Origin of the sequence: uncultured Marinobacter sp. (genome assembly GCF_947488835.1) — a bacterium.
Taxonomy (GTDB): Bacteria; Pseudomonadota; Gammaproteobacteria; order Pseudomonadales; family Oleiphilaceae; genus Marinobacter.
The window spans coordinates 74600-88024 of the sequence record NZ_CANLBK010000006.1; the positions used below are offsets into that span (position 1 = coordinate 74600).

Annotated in this window: 27 protein-coding genes; all 27 read right to left on the reverse strand. The window is 52.9% G+C overall.

All coding sequences use genetic code 11. From position 1 onward, the window contains the following. Positions 1-160: 160 nt before the first annotated feature. Entirely contained in the window at positions 161-559 is a 399-nt protein-coding gene (rplQ, locus tag Q0824_RS16555; RefSeq protein ID WP_200204912.1) for a 50S ribosomal protein L17, read from the reverse strand. Between the two features lie 33 nt (positions 560-592). Further along, entirely contained in the window at positions 593-1597 is a 1005-nt protein-coding gene (rpoA, locus tag Q0824_RS16560) for a DNA-directed RNA polymerase subunit alpha (protein WP_298453358.1), read from the reverse strand. 35 nt (positions 1598-1632) lie between these two features. Beyond that, a complete protein-coding gene (gene rpsD / locus Q0824_RS16565) occupies positions 1633-2253 on the reverse strand; it encodes a 30S ribosomal protein S4 (RefSeq protein WP_298453361.1) in 621 nt (206 codons plus the stop codon). Positions 2254-2271: 18 nt separating this feature from the next. Then, positions 2272-2661: a 30S ribosomal protein S11 gene (gene rpsK, locus Q0824_RS16570; RefSeq protein WP_044387623.1), complete on the reverse strand. Its 390-nt coding sequence runs from the start codon at positions 2659-2661 to the stop codon at positions 2272-2274. Between the two features lie 13 nt (positions 2662-2674). Then, entirely contained in the window at positions 2675-3031 is a 357-nt protein-coding gene (gene rpsM / locus Q0824_RS16575) for a 30S ribosomal protein S13 (protein ID WP_200204915.1), read from the reverse strand. Between the two features lie 142 nt (positions 3032-3173). Beyond that, a complete protein-coding gene (gene rpmJ, locus Q0824_RS16580; RefSeq protein WP_008174902.1) occupies positions 3174-3287 on the reverse strand; it encodes a 50S ribosomal protein L36 in 114 nt (37 codons plus the stop codon). A gap of 31 nt (positions 3288-3318) precedes the next feature. After that, positions 3319-4641, reverse strand: a complete 1323-nt coding sequence (gene secY, locus Q0824_RS16585) for a preprotein translocase subunit SecY (RefSeq protein ID WP_100641179.1) — start codon at positions 4639-4641, stop codon at positions 3319-3321. A 17-nt stretch (positions 4642-4658) separates the two neighbouring features. After that, a complete protein-coding gene (rplO, locus tag Q0824_RS16590) occupies positions 4659-5093 on the reverse strand; it encodes a 50S ribosomal protein L15 (RefSeq protein WP_298453374.1) in 435 nt (144 codons plus the stop codon). A 1-nt stretch (position 5094) separates the two neighbouring features. Then, on the reverse strand, positions 5095-5283 hold the full coding sequence (gene rpmD / locus Q0824_RS16595) for a 50S ribosomal protein L30 (protein ID WP_298453377.1): 189 nt from the start codon (positions 5281-5283) through the stop codon (positions 5095-5097). A gap of 4 nt (positions 5284-5287) precedes the next feature. Further along, positions 5288-5788, reverse strand: coding sequence for a 30S ribosomal protein S5 (gene rpsE / locus Q0824_RS16600; RefSeq protein ID WP_144780214.1), 501 nt, complete (start codon positions 5786-5788; stop codon positions 5288-5290). Positions 5789-5800: 12 nt separating this feature from the next. Next, complete coding sequence (gene rplR / locus Q0824_RS16605; protein WP_100641175.1) at positions 5801-6148, reverse strand: 50S ribosomal protein L18; 348 nt, start codon at positions 6146-6148, stop codon at positions 5801-5803. A gap of 9 nt (positions 6149-6157) precedes the next feature. Then, the gene (gene rplF / locus Q0824_RS16610; RefSeq protein WP_200204919.1) at positions 6158-6691 is read right to left on the reverse strand and encodes a 50S ribosomal protein L6; all 534 of its coding nucleotides are present in this window, start codon (positions 6689-6691) and stop codon (positions 6158-6160) included. A 9-nt stretch (positions 6692-6700) separates the two neighbouring features. Next, positions 6701-7093 carry a 30S ribosomal protein S8 gene (gene rpsH / locus Q0824_RS16615; protein ID WP_200204920.1) on the reverse strand — a complete coding sequence of 131 codons (393 nt, stop codon included), beginning with the start codon at positions 7091-7093 and terminating at the stop codon, positions 6701-6703. Between the two features lie 89 nt (positions 7094-7182). Then, positions 7183-7488, reverse strand: a complete 306-nt coding sequence (gene rpsN, locus Q0824_RS16620) for a 30S ribosomal protein S14 (protein ID WP_041341451.1) — start codon at positions 7486-7488, stop codon at positions 7183-7185. Between the two features lie 13 nt (positions 7489-7501). Beyond that, a complete protein-coding gene (gene rplE, locus Q0824_RS16625) occupies positions 7502-8041 on the reverse strand; it encodes a 50S ribosomal protein L5 (RefSeq protein WP_100641171.1) in 540 nt (179 codons plus the stop codon). A gap of 15 nt (positions 8042-8056) precedes the next feature. Next, entirely contained in the window at positions 8057-8377 is a 321-nt protein-coding gene (rplX, locus tag Q0824_RS16630) for a 50S ribosomal protein L24 (protein ID WP_298453387.1), read from the reverse strand. A 17-nt stretch (positions 8378-8394) separates the two neighbouring features. Next, complete coding sequence (rplN, locus tag Q0824_RS16635) at positions 8395-8763, reverse strand: 50S ribosomal protein L14 (protein WP_200204921.1); 369 nt, start codon at positions 8761-8763, stop codon at positions 8395-8397. Positions 8764-8781: 18 nt separating this feature from the next. Beyond that, complete coding sequence (rpsQ, locus tag Q0824_RS16640; protein ID WP_071267344.1) at positions 8782-9048, reverse strand: 30S ribosomal protein S17; 267 nt, start codon at positions 9046-9048, stop codon at positions 8782-8784. Between the two features lies 1 nt (position 9049). Then, complete coding sequence (gene rpmC / locus Q0824_RS16645) at positions 9050-9241, reverse strand: 50S ribosomal protein L29 (protein WP_298453395.1); 192 nt, start codon at positions 9239-9241, stop codon at positions 9050-9052. Then, positions 9241-9654 (reverse strand): 50S ribosomal protein L16, encoded by a 414-nt coding sequence (rplP, locus tag Q0824_RS16650; protein ID WP_100641166.1) that lies wholly within the window; start codon positions 9652-9654, stop codon positions 9241-9243. The genes rpmC and rplP overlap by 1 nt, the downstream gene beginning before the upstream one ends. A gap of 12 nt (positions 9655-9666) precedes the next feature. After that, complete coding sequence (rpsC, locus tag Q0824_RS16655) at positions 9667-10350, reverse strand: 30S ribosomal protein S3 (protein WP_200204922.1); 684 nt, start codon at positions 10348-10350, stop codon at positions 9667-9669. Between the two features lie 11 nt (positions 10351-10361). After that, positions 10362-10694: a 50S ribosomal protein L22 gene (gene rplV / locus Q0824_RS16660; protein ID WP_100641162.1), complete on the reverse strand. Its 333-nt coding sequence runs from the start codon at positions 10692-10694 to the stop codon at positions 10362-10364. 17 nt (positions 10695-10711) lie between these two features. Further along, complete coding sequence (rpsS, locus tag Q0824_RS16665; protein ID WP_298453407.1) at positions 10712-10987, reverse strand: 30S ribosomal protein S19; 276 nt, start codon at positions 10985-10987, stop codon at positions 10712-10714. Positions 10988-11010: 23 nt separating this feature from the next. Continuing rightward, positions 11011-11838 (reverse strand): 50S ribosomal protein L2, encoded by an 828-nt coding sequence (gene rplB / locus Q0824_RS16670; protein WP_200366507.1) that lies wholly within the window; start codon positions 11836-11838, stop codon positions 11011-11013. Between the two features lie 17 nt (positions 11839-11855). After that, on the reverse strand, positions 11856-12149 hold the full coding sequence (rplW, locus tag Q0824_RS16675; RefSeq protein WP_200204925.1) for a 50S ribosomal protein L23: 294 nt from the start codon (positions 12147-12149) through the stop codon (positions 11856-11858). Further along, entirely contained in the window at positions 12146-12751 is a 606-nt protein-coding gene (gene rplD / locus Q0824_RS16680) for a 50S ribosomal protein L4 (RefSeq protein WP_298453418.1), read from the reverse strand. Before rplD ends, rplW begins: the two co-directional genes overlap by 4 nt. 11 nt (positions 12752-12762) lie before the next feature. Continuing rightward, the gene (rplC, locus tag Q0824_RS16685) at positions 12763-13401 is read right to left on the reverse strand and encodes a 50S ribosomal protein L3 (RefSeq protein WP_298453420.1); all 639 of its coding nucleotides are present in this window, start codon (positions 13399-13401) and stop codon (positions 12763-12765) included. Positions 13402-13425: the final 24 nt, after the last annotated feature.

The window sequence follows — 13425 nt, forward strand, 5'->3', positions numbered from 1 at the left end:
AAAAGATGTCTGAGCGCAGCGAGTTATTTTTCCAAAGAAAATGAACCCACCACCCCGGGCCAGCCCCCTAAGCAGGCACCGCCGAATCAACCACCAAATTTTAGACACAAAAAAACCGGGAACCTTACGGACCCGGTTTTTTGTGGACTAACGAACGATATTACTCGTCGCCTTCGTCCACTTCTTCTGCTTCGATGTCCAACGGACGACCTACCAGCTCAACGAATGCCATAGGGGCATTGTCGCCAGCACGGAAGCCACACTTCAAAATACGAAGGTAACCACCCGGACGCTCGTTGTAACGGGGACCAAGCTCGTTAAACAGCTTGGCTACCGCCGCGTCGTCGCGCAGGCGAGAAAACGCCAGACGACGATTCGCTACCGAATCTACTTTGGCGAGCGTGATCAAAGGCTCGGCTACACGACGAAGCTCTTTGGCTTTCGGCAGCGTTGTTTTAATCAGCTCATGACCAACCAGTGACGCAGTCATGTTACGAAACATGGCCTTGCGATGCGCACTGGTCCTGCTGAACTTACGACCACTCTTACGATGACGCATTGCTCTGATTCCTTACCTTAAACTAATCGGCAATCAACCGCCCAGAACCCGGTCGTCGCCACGAAGGCTAGCCGGTGGCCAGTTATCAAGACGCATTCCCAGAGACAAACCACGGGACGCCAAAACGTCCTTGATCTCGGTGAGCGACTTCTTACCAAGGTTAGGCGTCTTCAACAGCTCAACTTCTGTGCGCTGGATCAGATCACCGATGTAGTAAATATTTTCAGCCTTCAAGCAGTTAGCCGAACGTACCGTCAACTCAAGATCATCAACCGGACGCAGCAGAATCGGATCAATTTCTTCCTCTTCCTCTACACGCTCAGGCTCTTTTTCATGATCAAAATCGACAAATACTGCCAGTTGCTGCTGGAGAATGGTCGCTGCCCGGCGAATTGCTTCTTCCGGATCGATGGTTCCATTGGTCTCCAAATCAATAACCAGCTTGTCCAGATCGGTACGCTGCTCTACCCGTGCACTTTCCACTGAGTAGGCTACACGGCGAACCGGACTGAAGGTTGCATCCAGCTGCAGACGGCCGATGGCGCGGGTTTCATCTTCATCGAGACCACGCTGGTCAGCCGGCTCATAGCCGCGACCGCGAGCAACACGCAGACGCATGTTCACTTCACCTTTTTCACTCAGGTGACAGATCACATGATCCGGGTTGGAAATCTCAACGTCGTGATCCAGCTTGATATCACCAGCTGTAACGACGCCCGGGCCTTTCTTGCTGAGGGTTAGCTCAGTGTCGTCCCGACCGTTCATTTTGACCGCAACGCCCTTGAGATTCAGAAGAATCTCAATGACGTCTTCCTGGACACCTTCAATCGCGCTGTACTCGTGCAAGACACCGTCGATCTGCGCTTCAGTAACAGCGCAGCCCGGCATCGAAGACAAGAGAATGCGGCGCAGTGCACTTCCCAAAGTGTGTCCAAAACCTCTTTCCAGAGGCTCCAGAGTAACTTTGGCGCGCATCGCACTGGTTTCCTTCACGTCAATGGTACGAGGTGTCAATAACTCTTGTACTGAACGCTGCATAGACGCCCCTATCTACTATCGTTGCTTATCAGGCTTTACTTGGAGTAAAGCTCGACGATGAGGTTCTCGTTGATGTCGGCCGGCAATTCAGTACGCTCAGGCACTGACTTGTAAACGCCGGACATCTTAGTGGCGTCGACCTCTACCCAGCTCACCGGTGCACGGCTTGCAGACAGTTCCAGAGCGCCTTTAACACGCAGCTGGTTTCTGGCTTTTTCACGCACGCTCACAACATCGCCTGGCTTGACTTTGTAGGAAGGAATATTCACCACCTTGTCGTTAACCAGAATCGCCTTGTGAGAGACGAGCTGTCGGGATTCAGCACGGGTAGAACCAAAACCCATGCGGTATGCAACGTTGTCAAGACGCGTCTCAAGAAGTTGCAGCAGGTTCTCACCCGTTGCGCCCTTCAAACGAGCCGCCTCTTTATAATAGTTGCGGAATTGCTTTTCCAGTACACCGTAAATACGACGAACCTTCTGCTTTTCACGAAGCTGAACGCCATATTCAGACAGACGGCTGCGACGTGCGCCGTGCATACCTGGTGGAGTCTCGATGTTGCACTTGGAATCCAGCGCGCGAACACCGCTCTTCAGAAAAAGATCTGTCCCTTCACGACGAGACAGTTTGCACTTCGGGCCTATATAACGAGCCATAATTCACTGTCTCCTGTGTTAGACGCGGCGCTTTTTAGGCGGACGACAGCCGTTATGGGGAATCGGCGTCACATCTGTGATGTTAGTGATCTTGTAGCCGCACGAATTCAATGCACGAACTGCAGACTCACGTCCGGGCCCGGGACCCTTAACCTCTACGTCCAGGTTTTTAAGGCCGTATTCAGCAGCCGCGTTACCGGCTCTTTCAGCTGCTACCTGCGCAGCAAAAGGTGTGCTCTTACGTGACCCACGAAAACCAGAACCACCAGAGGTGGCCCAGGACAGGACGTTGCCCTGACGGTCAGAAATGGTCACGATCGTGTTGTTGAAGGACGCGTGTATGTGCGCGACGCCATCAACAACGGTCTTTTTCACCTTTTTACGGGTACGTGTACCTGGCTTTGCCATGTTTGCCTACCTGTTACTTACGAATAGGTTTGCGAGGACCTTTACGGGTGCGTGCGTTGGTCTTGGTGCGCTGACCACGGACTGGAAGTCCATGACGATGGCGCAGACCACGGTGACATCCGAGATCCTTCAAACGCTTAATGTTCATCTGTACTTCACGACGCAGATCGCCTTCAACGATTACCTTACCCACTTCAGTACGAAGTGTCTCAAGTTGCTCGTCGGACAGGTCCTTGACCTTGACGTCCGGCTTAACACCGGTTGCATCGCAAAGCTTCTGGGCTGTTGTCTTGCCAACACCAAAGATGTAGGTCAGCGAGATAACAGCATGTTTGTGATCGGGTATATTGACACCGGCTATACGTGCCATCCAAATTACTCCGCGTTCAAAGCTTTGCTGTGTGAATTTTCCGCCACAAAAATGGGGCGCGAAATAATAGCGCCTGACTCGGCATCGAGTCAAGCGCCATCATTACGAACCTCTTTTGCAACCAGGTTAGTTCCCGAAGGAATTAGCCCTGACGCTGCTTGTGGCGAGGCTCCGAGCAAATGACTCTTACTGAGCCATTGCGACGAATTACTTTGCAGTTACGGCAAATTTTCTTTACCGAAGCGCGTACTTTCATTGTCGACTCCAGTTTTCAAGGGGAACGGGTGTTACCCGTTCCGTCCATAGCCCTTGAGATTGGACTTCTTCATCAGCGATTCATACTGATGCGACATCAGGTGCGACTGAACCTGCGCCATGAAATCCATCACCACGACTACAACAATCAGCAGTGAGGTGCCGCCCAAATAGAACGGAACATTCCCGGCCACCATCAGAAACTGAGGGAACAGAGAAACTGCTGCAATGTACATTGCACCGAACAGGGTCAGACGAGTCAGAACGCCATCAATGTATTTGGCTGTCTGATCGCCCGGACGAATGCCCGGTATAAATGCGCCAGAGCGCTTGAGATTATCCGCAACTTCTTTCGGGTTATACATCAAGGCTGTGTAGAAGAAGCAGAAGAATACCACCGCTGCTGCAAACAGAATAATGTATAACGGTTGGCTTGGCGCCAATGCCTGGGAAATATCACTGAGCCACTCCATGCCTTCACCCTGACCAAACCACTGCCCGAGGGATGCCGGGAACAGCAGAATGGACGAAGCAAAGATGGGCGGGATAACCCCGGCCATATTCACTTTCAAAGGCAAATGACTGGATTGCTGGGCAAATACCCGGCGGCCTTGCTGCCGTTTTGCATAGTTGATGGTCAAACGCCGCTGACCACGCTCCATGAAGACCACGAAGCCCACTACCGCAATAGCAAGAATGCCGATACCCAGAACCACCAACAGGCTCATTTCACCATTACGAGCCTGCTCCAGAGTCTGGCCTATTGCGCCGGGAAGCCCAGCGACAATACCTGCAAAAATCAGCAGGGAGATGCCGTTACCGACACCACGCTCAGTAATCTGCTCACCTAGCCACATCATGAAGACCGCACCACTGACAAAAGACACAACTGCCACAAAGTGGAAGCTGAAACTATCGTTAAAGGTGACGCCTTGAGAGGCAAGACCTACAGAAATACCAAAACCCTGAACCAGAGCCAGGAGAACCGTACCGTACCGCGTATACTGGCTTATCTTGCGACGTCCAGCCTCACCCTCTTTTTTCAGCTGCTCAAGCTGCGGACTTACCGCAGTCATGAGCTGCATGATAATCGAGGCGGAGATATACGGCATGATACCGAGAGCGAAGATACTCATGCGCTCGAGCGCACCACCTGAGAACATGTTGAACATACTCAGGATCGTGCCCTGATTCTGTTCGAACAGTGCCGCCAAACGGTCGGGGTTTATTCCTGGCACCGGGATGTGGGCACCGATCCGGTACACCAGCAATGCCAGGAAGACAAACCAGAGCCTGGATTTCAGCTCAGCAAGTCCTTTTCCCGCGCCCGCAGGCAATGATGCGTTCTTCGCCATTTAGTCCTCGACTCGCCTTAGTCTTCGACTTTGCCACCCGCGGCAGAAATTGCCTCGCGCGCGCCTTTGGTTACACGAAGTCCCTTTACAGTTACTGCGCGGTCAAGTTCGCCGGACAGAATAACCTTAGCTTCGCGAATTTCTTCGCGGATGATGTCAGCCTTCTTGAGCGCTGCAAGATCCACAACATCGCCTTCAACCTTGGCCAACTCGTTCAATCGAATCTCGGCAACATAGCGCTGTTGGCGCGATGTAAAGCCAAACTTCGGCAGACGACGAGCCAAAGGCTGCTGACCACCCTCGAAACCAGGGGCAACGCTGCCACCGGAACGGGATTTAAGACCCTTGTGACCGCGGCCGCCGGTCTTACCGAGGCCGCTACCGATACCACGACCAACACGCTTGGCGGCGGGACGTGAACCGGGTTCTGGACTAAGCTCGTTCAGACGCATCTTAGTTCTCCTCAACCCGAACCAGGTAATCTACCCGGTTGATCATGCCGCGAATAGAAGGAGTGTCCTCTACTTCAACGGTGTGACCGATTTTACGAAGACCCAGGCCCTTCACACAAAGTTTGTGCTTGGGCTGGCAGCCGATTGGGCTGCGGGTCAGAGTTACTTTGATCGTATTTGCGTTCGCCATGACTTCAACCCAGAATTTCTTCGACGGATTTACCGCGCTTGGCTGCAATATCCTCAGGCGCCTGTGTAGCCTGAAGACCCTTGATGGTGGAACGTACCACGTTCACCGGGTTGGTAGACCCGTAACACTTGGACAGTACGTTCTGAACCCCTGCAACTTCCAACACAGCACGCATTGCACCACCGGCAATGATTCCTGTACCTTCAGACGCTGGCTGCATGTACACCTTAGAGCCACCGTGCTGGGCCCGAACTGCGTACTGCAGGGTAGTACCGTCAAGCGGAATATCTACCATGTTCTTACGTGCAGCTTCCATCGCCTTCTGAATCGCAACAGGCACTTCACGTGCCTTACCGCGACCAAAGCCAACGCGTCCTTTTCCGTCACCAACAACGCTCAGCGCGGTGAACGCAAAAACGCGACCGCCCTTGACCACTTTAGCAACGCGATTCACCTGAACCAGCTTTTCCTGGAGCTCAGGCGCCTTCTGATCGTTAACGCTCATCTTCTCCACCTCTTAGAATTGCAAGCCAGCTTCACGGGCTGCATCGGCCAAAGCCTGTACACGTCCGTGATAACGGTAACCGGAGCGGTCGAATGCTACCTGCTCCACACCTGCCGCCTTGGCACGCTCAGCAATCAGCTGACCAACCTTCTTGGCGGCATCCACGTTACCGGTTGCACCCTGGCGCAATTCCTTATCCAACGTGGAGGCAGTGGCTAAAACCTGACTGCCATCTGCTGTCGTAACCTGGGCGTACATGTGACGCGGAGTGCGGTGAACGCACAAACGTGTCGTACCCAGTTCACGGATCTTCATGCGCACTTTGCGTGCGCGACGCAATCTTTCGTTATTCGCGCTCATAGTCCCGCCTTATTTCTTCTTGGCTTCTTTGCGTCTTACCTGCTCATCCGCATACCGAACACCTTTGCCCTTATAAGGCTCGGGCGGACGGAACGCGCGGATTTCCGCAGCGACGTGGCCAACCTGTTGCTTGTCGATACCGCGAATAACTACTTCCGTATTGGACGGAGTTTCAACGGTAATCCCCTCGGGCAGCTCATAGGAAACCGGGTGAGAAAAACCCAGAGTCAAATTGAGCTTCGTACCTTGCGCCTGGGCCCGATAACCAACACCGACCAGCTGGAGCTTACGCTCAAAGCCTGCGGATACACCGGTTACCATATTGTTGACCAGCGCGCGGGTTGTACCAGCAAGAGCGCGGGACTTTTGGGCACCATCGCGAGCAGCAAAACGCAGAAGATTCTCTTCCTGTTTTACTTCAACCGCTTGGTGAATCGAAAATTCAAGAGCTCCTTTGGAGCCCTTAACACTAATTTCCTGGCCGTTCAGCTTAACCTCAACACCGGAAGGCAGCACGACAGGATTATTGGCAACCCTGGACATGTGATTCTCCTAGAATACGGTGCAGATGACTTCGCCACCCACGCCAGCAGCTCGTGCGGCGCGGTCAGTCATAACGCCCTTGGACGTAGAGACTATCGCGACTCCTAAACCACCGGATACCTTCGGCAGTTCCCCAGCGCCTTTGTACTGACGCAGACTTGGGCGGCTTACCCGCTTAATCTGTTCAATAACCGGCTTACCACCGAAATACTTGAGCGTGATGGTCAACTCAGGCTTTACATCGGCAGTAACGGAAAAATCTGCAACATAGCCTTCGTCTTTGAGAACCTGGGCTACTGAGATCTTCATTTTTGAAGACGGCATCGTAACGTCTGCTTTCGATGCCATCTGTGCGTTACGAATACGGGTTACCATATCCGCAAGCGTGTCTTGCATGCTCATTGGTATGAGGCTCCTGATCTTTTTAGTTGTGCAGCGGCGCGCCGCACCGCTTACCAACAGGCATCCTGACCTAAGCCAGGATACCTATCTTACCAGCTTGCCTTGGTCAGGCCCGGAACGTCGCCACGCATGCCGTACTCACGGAGTTTAATCCGTGAAAGTTCGAACTTGCGCAGAACGCCATGGGGACGACCAGTCACCTGGCAACGATTACGAAGACGCGATGGAGAAGCATCACGAGGAAGCTGCTGGAGCTTCATCTGCGCATCCCAACGGTCATCATCGCTGGTATTTGGGTTCTTGATAATCGCCTTGAGTTCAGCGCGCTTCGCTGCAAACTTCGCAACGGTTTGTTCGCGCTTCAGCTCACGGTTTTTCATTGAAACCTTAGCCATTACTCTCGTTCCTTTATTTCTTGAACGGAAAGCCGAAAGCTTTGAGCAGCTCGCGACCTTCGTCGTCGGTACGGGCACTGGTGGTAATGGTGATATCCAGCCCGCGGATCTTGTCGACTTTGTCGTACTCGATCTCTGGGAAGATGATCTGCTCACGCACACCCATGCTGTAGTTACCGCGCCCGTCAAAGGACTTGGGATTAAGACCACGGAAGTCACGAATACGGGGAACCGCAATGTGAACCAGGCGATCAAAGAAATCCCACATACGCTCACCGCGCAGGGTAACTTTACAACCGATCGGCCATCCTTCACGGATTTTGAAACCCGCAACGGACTTACGCGCTGTAGTAACAACAACTTTTTGACCTGCCAGGCGCTCTAGATCTGCCACAGCATTCTCAATCAGCTTTTTGTCGCCAACCGCTTCGCCGACACCCATGTTCAGGGTAATTTTCTCGATACGCGGCACCTGCATGACGTTCTTGAAACCGAACTCTTTCTGCAGGGCAGGTACCACTTCCTTGCTGTACTGCTCTTTCATGTTAAGCATCGTAACCACCACCGCTTACTGGTTATCGACAGCTTCTTTCGTAGCTTTGAAGATCCGCGTCTTCGTCCCGTCTTCCTTAATCTGGAAGCCAACACGATCGGCTTTGCCGGTCTGCGGATTAAAAACAGCTACGTTGGAAGCCTGGATAGGCGCTTCTTTTTCGACGATGCCACCGGGGGTGCCCAACATCGGGTTTGGTTTAGTGTGTTTCTTCATCATATTGATGCCGGAAACAATCACCTTGCCATCGTCCTGAACTTTCAGAACTTTACCACGTTTGCCTTTGTCTTTCCCCGTAGTGACGATTACTTCGTCATCTCGTTTAATCTTTTTCATAACCGGCCTCTGGTCCTTTAAAGTACTTCGGGTGCCAGTGAGATAATTTTCATGAACTTTTCGTTTCGCAGCTCACGGGTAACCGGTCCGAAGATACGGGTACCAATGGGTGCGTCCTGATTGTTCAGAAGTACAGCCGCGTTGCCGTCGAAACGGATAAGCGACCCATCGGGACGGCGAACACCCTTACGGGTGCGCACTACTACAGCCTTCAAGACCTGGCCTTTCTTCACTTTTCCGCGGGGGATGGCTTCCTTAACGGTCACCTTAATGATATCCCCAATGGCGGCATAACGCCGGTGTGAACCGCCCAGGACCTTGATGCACATCACCTGACGCGCACCACTGTTATCCGCGACTTCAAGCATTGTCTGAGTCTGAATCATGGTTGTTCTCCGGGCGAATTACACCTTGGATGCATGTTCAGTGACTTCCACCAGGGCCCAGCTTTTGGTCTTGGAGACCGGGCGGGTTTCCTGAATGGTCACAGTGTCACCGATATTGCACTGGTTGCTCTCATCGTGAGCATGGATCTTGGTTGAACGCTTCATGTACTTACCGTACAGAGGGTGTTTCACCTGACGCTCGACCAACACCACGATGGACTTCTCCATCTTGTTGCTTACGACCTTGCCGCTAAGAGTTCTGGCAGTTTGGGTAGCTTCGGTCATGTCACTGTCCTGCCTTTTCGTTCAATACTGTTTTCACACGAGCAATGTCGCGCTTCACCCCGGCGAGAAGGTGAGACTGATTGAGCTGACCAGTAGCCTTGCGCATGCGCAGGTTGAACTGCTCCTTCAGGAGATCGATCAGCTCCTTATTCAGCTCCGCGGCTGATTTTTCACGCAGCTCTGTTGCTTTCATCACATCACCGTCCTCGTTACGAAGGTGGTCTGTACCGGCAACTTTGCCGCTGCGAGTGTGAAGGCTTCGCGTGCGATATCTTCAGAAACACCTTCCATCTCGTAGAGCATACGGCCTGGCTGAATTTCAGCCACCCAGTACTCGACAGAACCCTTACCTTTACCCATACGTACTTCAAGCGGCTTACCGGTGATCGGCTTATCCGGGAACACCCGAATCCAGATCTTTCCGCCACGCTTGATCTTACGCGTCATGGTACGACGTGCCGCTTCAATCTGGCGCGCAGTTATACGCCCGCGAGTCGTCGCTTTCAATCCGTATTCACCGAAGCTCACCTTGTTGGCGCGGTGAGCAAGACCGGTATTACGGCCCTTCATTACCTTGCGAAATTTGGTGCGTTTTGGTTGCAGCATAAGATTGCCCCTTTACTTAGAACCTTTCTTCCCAGAGGCTTTCTTGTCAGCACGGACCTGTTCCATACCACCAAGAATCTCACCTTTGAAGATCCATACCTTGACGCCGATTATGCCGTAAGTGGTATGCGCTTCGTAGGTTGCGTAATCAATATCTGCACGCAATGTGTGCAGCGGAACACGACCTTCACGATACCACTCGGAACGCGCAATTTCGGCACCCCCGAGACGACCACCAACCTGAATCTTGATGCCTTTGGCTCCCTGACGCATTGCGTTTTGTACCGCACGCTTCATAGCGCGACGGAACATCACACGACGCTCCAGCTGTCCGGCAACATTTTGCGCTACCAGGCGAGCATCCAGATCCGGCTTGCGGACTTCTTCGATGTTGATGTGCACAGGCACACCCATCATCTCGCCAACTTCACGACGCAGACGATCAACATCTTCACCCTTCTTACCGATAACAATACCGGGGCGGGCAGTATGGATCGTGATACGGGCGTTCTGAGCAGGGCGCTCGATCACAATCTTGCTAACAGACGCCTTAACCAGACGCTTGTCGAGGAATTCGCGAACCTGAATATCGTTCAACAGGTTCTTTGCGTATTCCTTTTTATCGGCATACCAAACTGAGTTGTGCTCTTTAATCACACCCAGGCGGAAGCCGATTGGATTTACTTTATGACCCATCTGAGCATCTCCTACTTGTCGGCGACCTTGACGGTGATATGACAGGTGCGCTTCATGATTCTGTCAGCGCGCCCCTTGGCTCTAGCCTTGATCCGCTTGAGCGTCGGGCCTTCATCCACCATAACGGTGGAAACCCGCAATTCGTCAACGTCCAGACCTTCGTTGTGCTCAGCGTTAGCGATGGCGGATTCAAGAGCTTTCTTGATAATCACCGCCGCCTTCTTAGGGCTGAAAGTCAGAATGTTCAGGGCGTCCTCAACCGGCTTGCCGCGGACCTGGTCGGCGACAAGACGTGCTTTCTGAGCTGAGAGGCGAGCGCCCTTGTACTTGGCTGCTACTTCCATTTCTATTCCCCTCACAATCAGCGTTTAGCTTTCTTGTCGGCCGAGTGGCCACGATAAGTACGCGTTGCCGCGAACTCTCCCAGTTTATGCCCGACCATATCTTCGGTGACAAAAACCGGCACGTGTTGCCTGCCGTTGTGGACTGCAATGGTCAAGCCAACGAACTCTGGGAAAATCGTGGAACGACGCGACCAGGTCTTAATTGGTCGTTTGTCGTTCGCTTCCAGAGCTGCCTCGACCTTCTTCAACAGATGCAGGTCTATGAATGGACCTTTCTTTAAAGAACGTGGCACAGCATTTACCTCTATGTGGTCGTTTACTTGGCTGAACGACGACGTACTATCATCTTGTCAGTACGCTTGTTCTTACGAGTCTTATGCCCTTTGGTCGGAACACCCCAAGGAGTAACTGGGTGACGTCCGCCAGAGGTACGCCCTTCACCACCACCATGTGGGTGGTCAACTGGGTTCATAGCCACACCACGAACCGTTGGACGCTTTCCGCGCCAACGTGATGCACCCGCTTTACCAAGTCGCTTGAGACTGTGCTCACTGTTGGATACTTCACCCAACGTGGCACGGCAATCTACAAGCACCTTTCGCATTTCACCTGAGCGCAGACGGATGGTCGCGTAAGCGCCTTCCCGAGCTACAAGTTGCACGGATGCGCCCGCAGAGCGAGCCAGCTGTGCACCTTTACCAGGCTTGAGCTCAACGCAATGGATCACAGAACCAACCGGCATATTCCGCAGCGGCAATGTGCTTCCAACCTTGATAGGCGCGTCGATTCCTGAGCGCACGGGCTCTCCGATCTGCATACCTTTGGGAGCGATAATGTAACGACGCTCACCGTCGGCATACTTGATCAGCGCGATGTGCGCAGAGCGGTTAGGATCGTATTCAATGCGTTCAATTGTCGCAGGAATACCATCTTTGGTCCGCTTGAAATCTATTATACGGTAGTGCTGTTTATGGCCACCACCAATATGACGGGTAGTGATACGGCCGTTGTTATTACGACCACCCGACTTGCTTTGAGATTCGACCAACGGTTCGTAAGGACGCCCTTTGTGTAAATCCGGGTTGTACAGTTTTACAACGTGACGGCGTCCGGCTGATGTTGGCTTGGTTTTGACGATCGGCATATTACGACCCCTTTACCTTATTCCACATCCAGAAAATCGATGTCCTGACCTTCAGCCAGCTTTACATAAGCCTTACGAATGTCATTACGCTTGCCGAACCCGCGGGCTGTGCGCTTGAGCTTGCCCTTACGATTCAGAACTTGAACACCTTCTACGGTGACGTTGAACAGTTGCTCAACAGCCTTCCTGATCTCCGGCTTGGTGGCGTCCGGGGCAACCCGGAAAACAACCTGACCATGCTCGGCAACCATTGAGGCTTTCTCCGATACGTGAGGCCCTAAAAGGACCTTATAAATACGTTCCTGATTCATCCCAGCATCTCCTCGATCTTCTTCAGAGCGGGAACAGTTACCACGACTTTCTCGTAAGCAACCAGGCTAACCGGATCCAGACCCGCAACATCACGCACATCGACGTGAGGCACGTTGCGAGAAGCCAGGTGCAGATTATGCTCAAGGCTTTCTGTCAGGATCAGGGCATTGGAAAGGCCCAGATCTGCCAGCTTGGACGTGAAGTCTTTGGTCTTTGGCGCATCGACTGCAAAGTCGTCAACCAGAACCAGACGCTCCTGACGAACCAACTCGGAGAAAATAGAGCACATCGCGGCACGATACATCTTACGGTTAACTTTTTGCTCAAAGCCGCGAGGCTTGGCAGCAAAAGTCACACCACCGGAGCGCCAGATAGGGCTACGGATTGTACCGGCACGAGCGCGACCAGTACCCTTCTGACGCCAGGGCTTCTTACCACCACCACTGACTTCTGAGCGGGTTTTTTGAGCCTTGGTTCCCTGACGGCCAGCTGCCATATAAGCAGTAACCACCTGGTGAACCAGAGCCTCATTAAAATCTTTGGCAAATGCAGCATCGGAAACAGAAATTCCCTTGCCACTACCTGTAATAGTCAATTCCATCGAACCGCTCCTCAGGCTTTAAGTGCAGGCTTGATGACAACATCACTGCCAGTTGCGCCGGGGACGGCACCACTAATCAGCAGGAGGTTGCGCTCGGCGTCGACACGGACAACTTTAAGGTTCTGCACAGTTACTTGCGCATTACCCATTTGGCCCGCCATCTTTTTGCCCTTGAATACCTTGCCCGGAGTCTGGTTCTGACCAATAGAACCCGGAGCACGATGCGATAGGGAGTTACCATGCGTTGCATCCTGCATGGAGAAGTTCCAGCGCTTAACGCCACCCTGGAAACCTTTACCCTTGGACTGACCGGTAGCATCTACAAGCTGACCATCTTCAAAGACAGTTGCAGCAATTTCGCCGCCTGCAGCCAGGTCTTCACCTTCGCCGTCAGCCAGCCGAAATTCCCAAACTCCCCGACCAGCTTCTACGCCGGCTTTAGCAAAATGACCTGCCTCGCCCTTGGTAACACGTGACGCACGACGAGTGCCCACAGTTACCTGAACAGCGCGATAGCCGTCATTCTCAAGAGTTTTGAGTTGAGTAATGCGGTTAGGATCAACCTCAATTACCGTAACAGGCAGAGCCTGCCCGTCTTCCGTAAATATACGGGTCATACCAGCCTTACGGCCGACAACACCAATTGCCATGTTTCACCTCTAAGTGTACGGGGC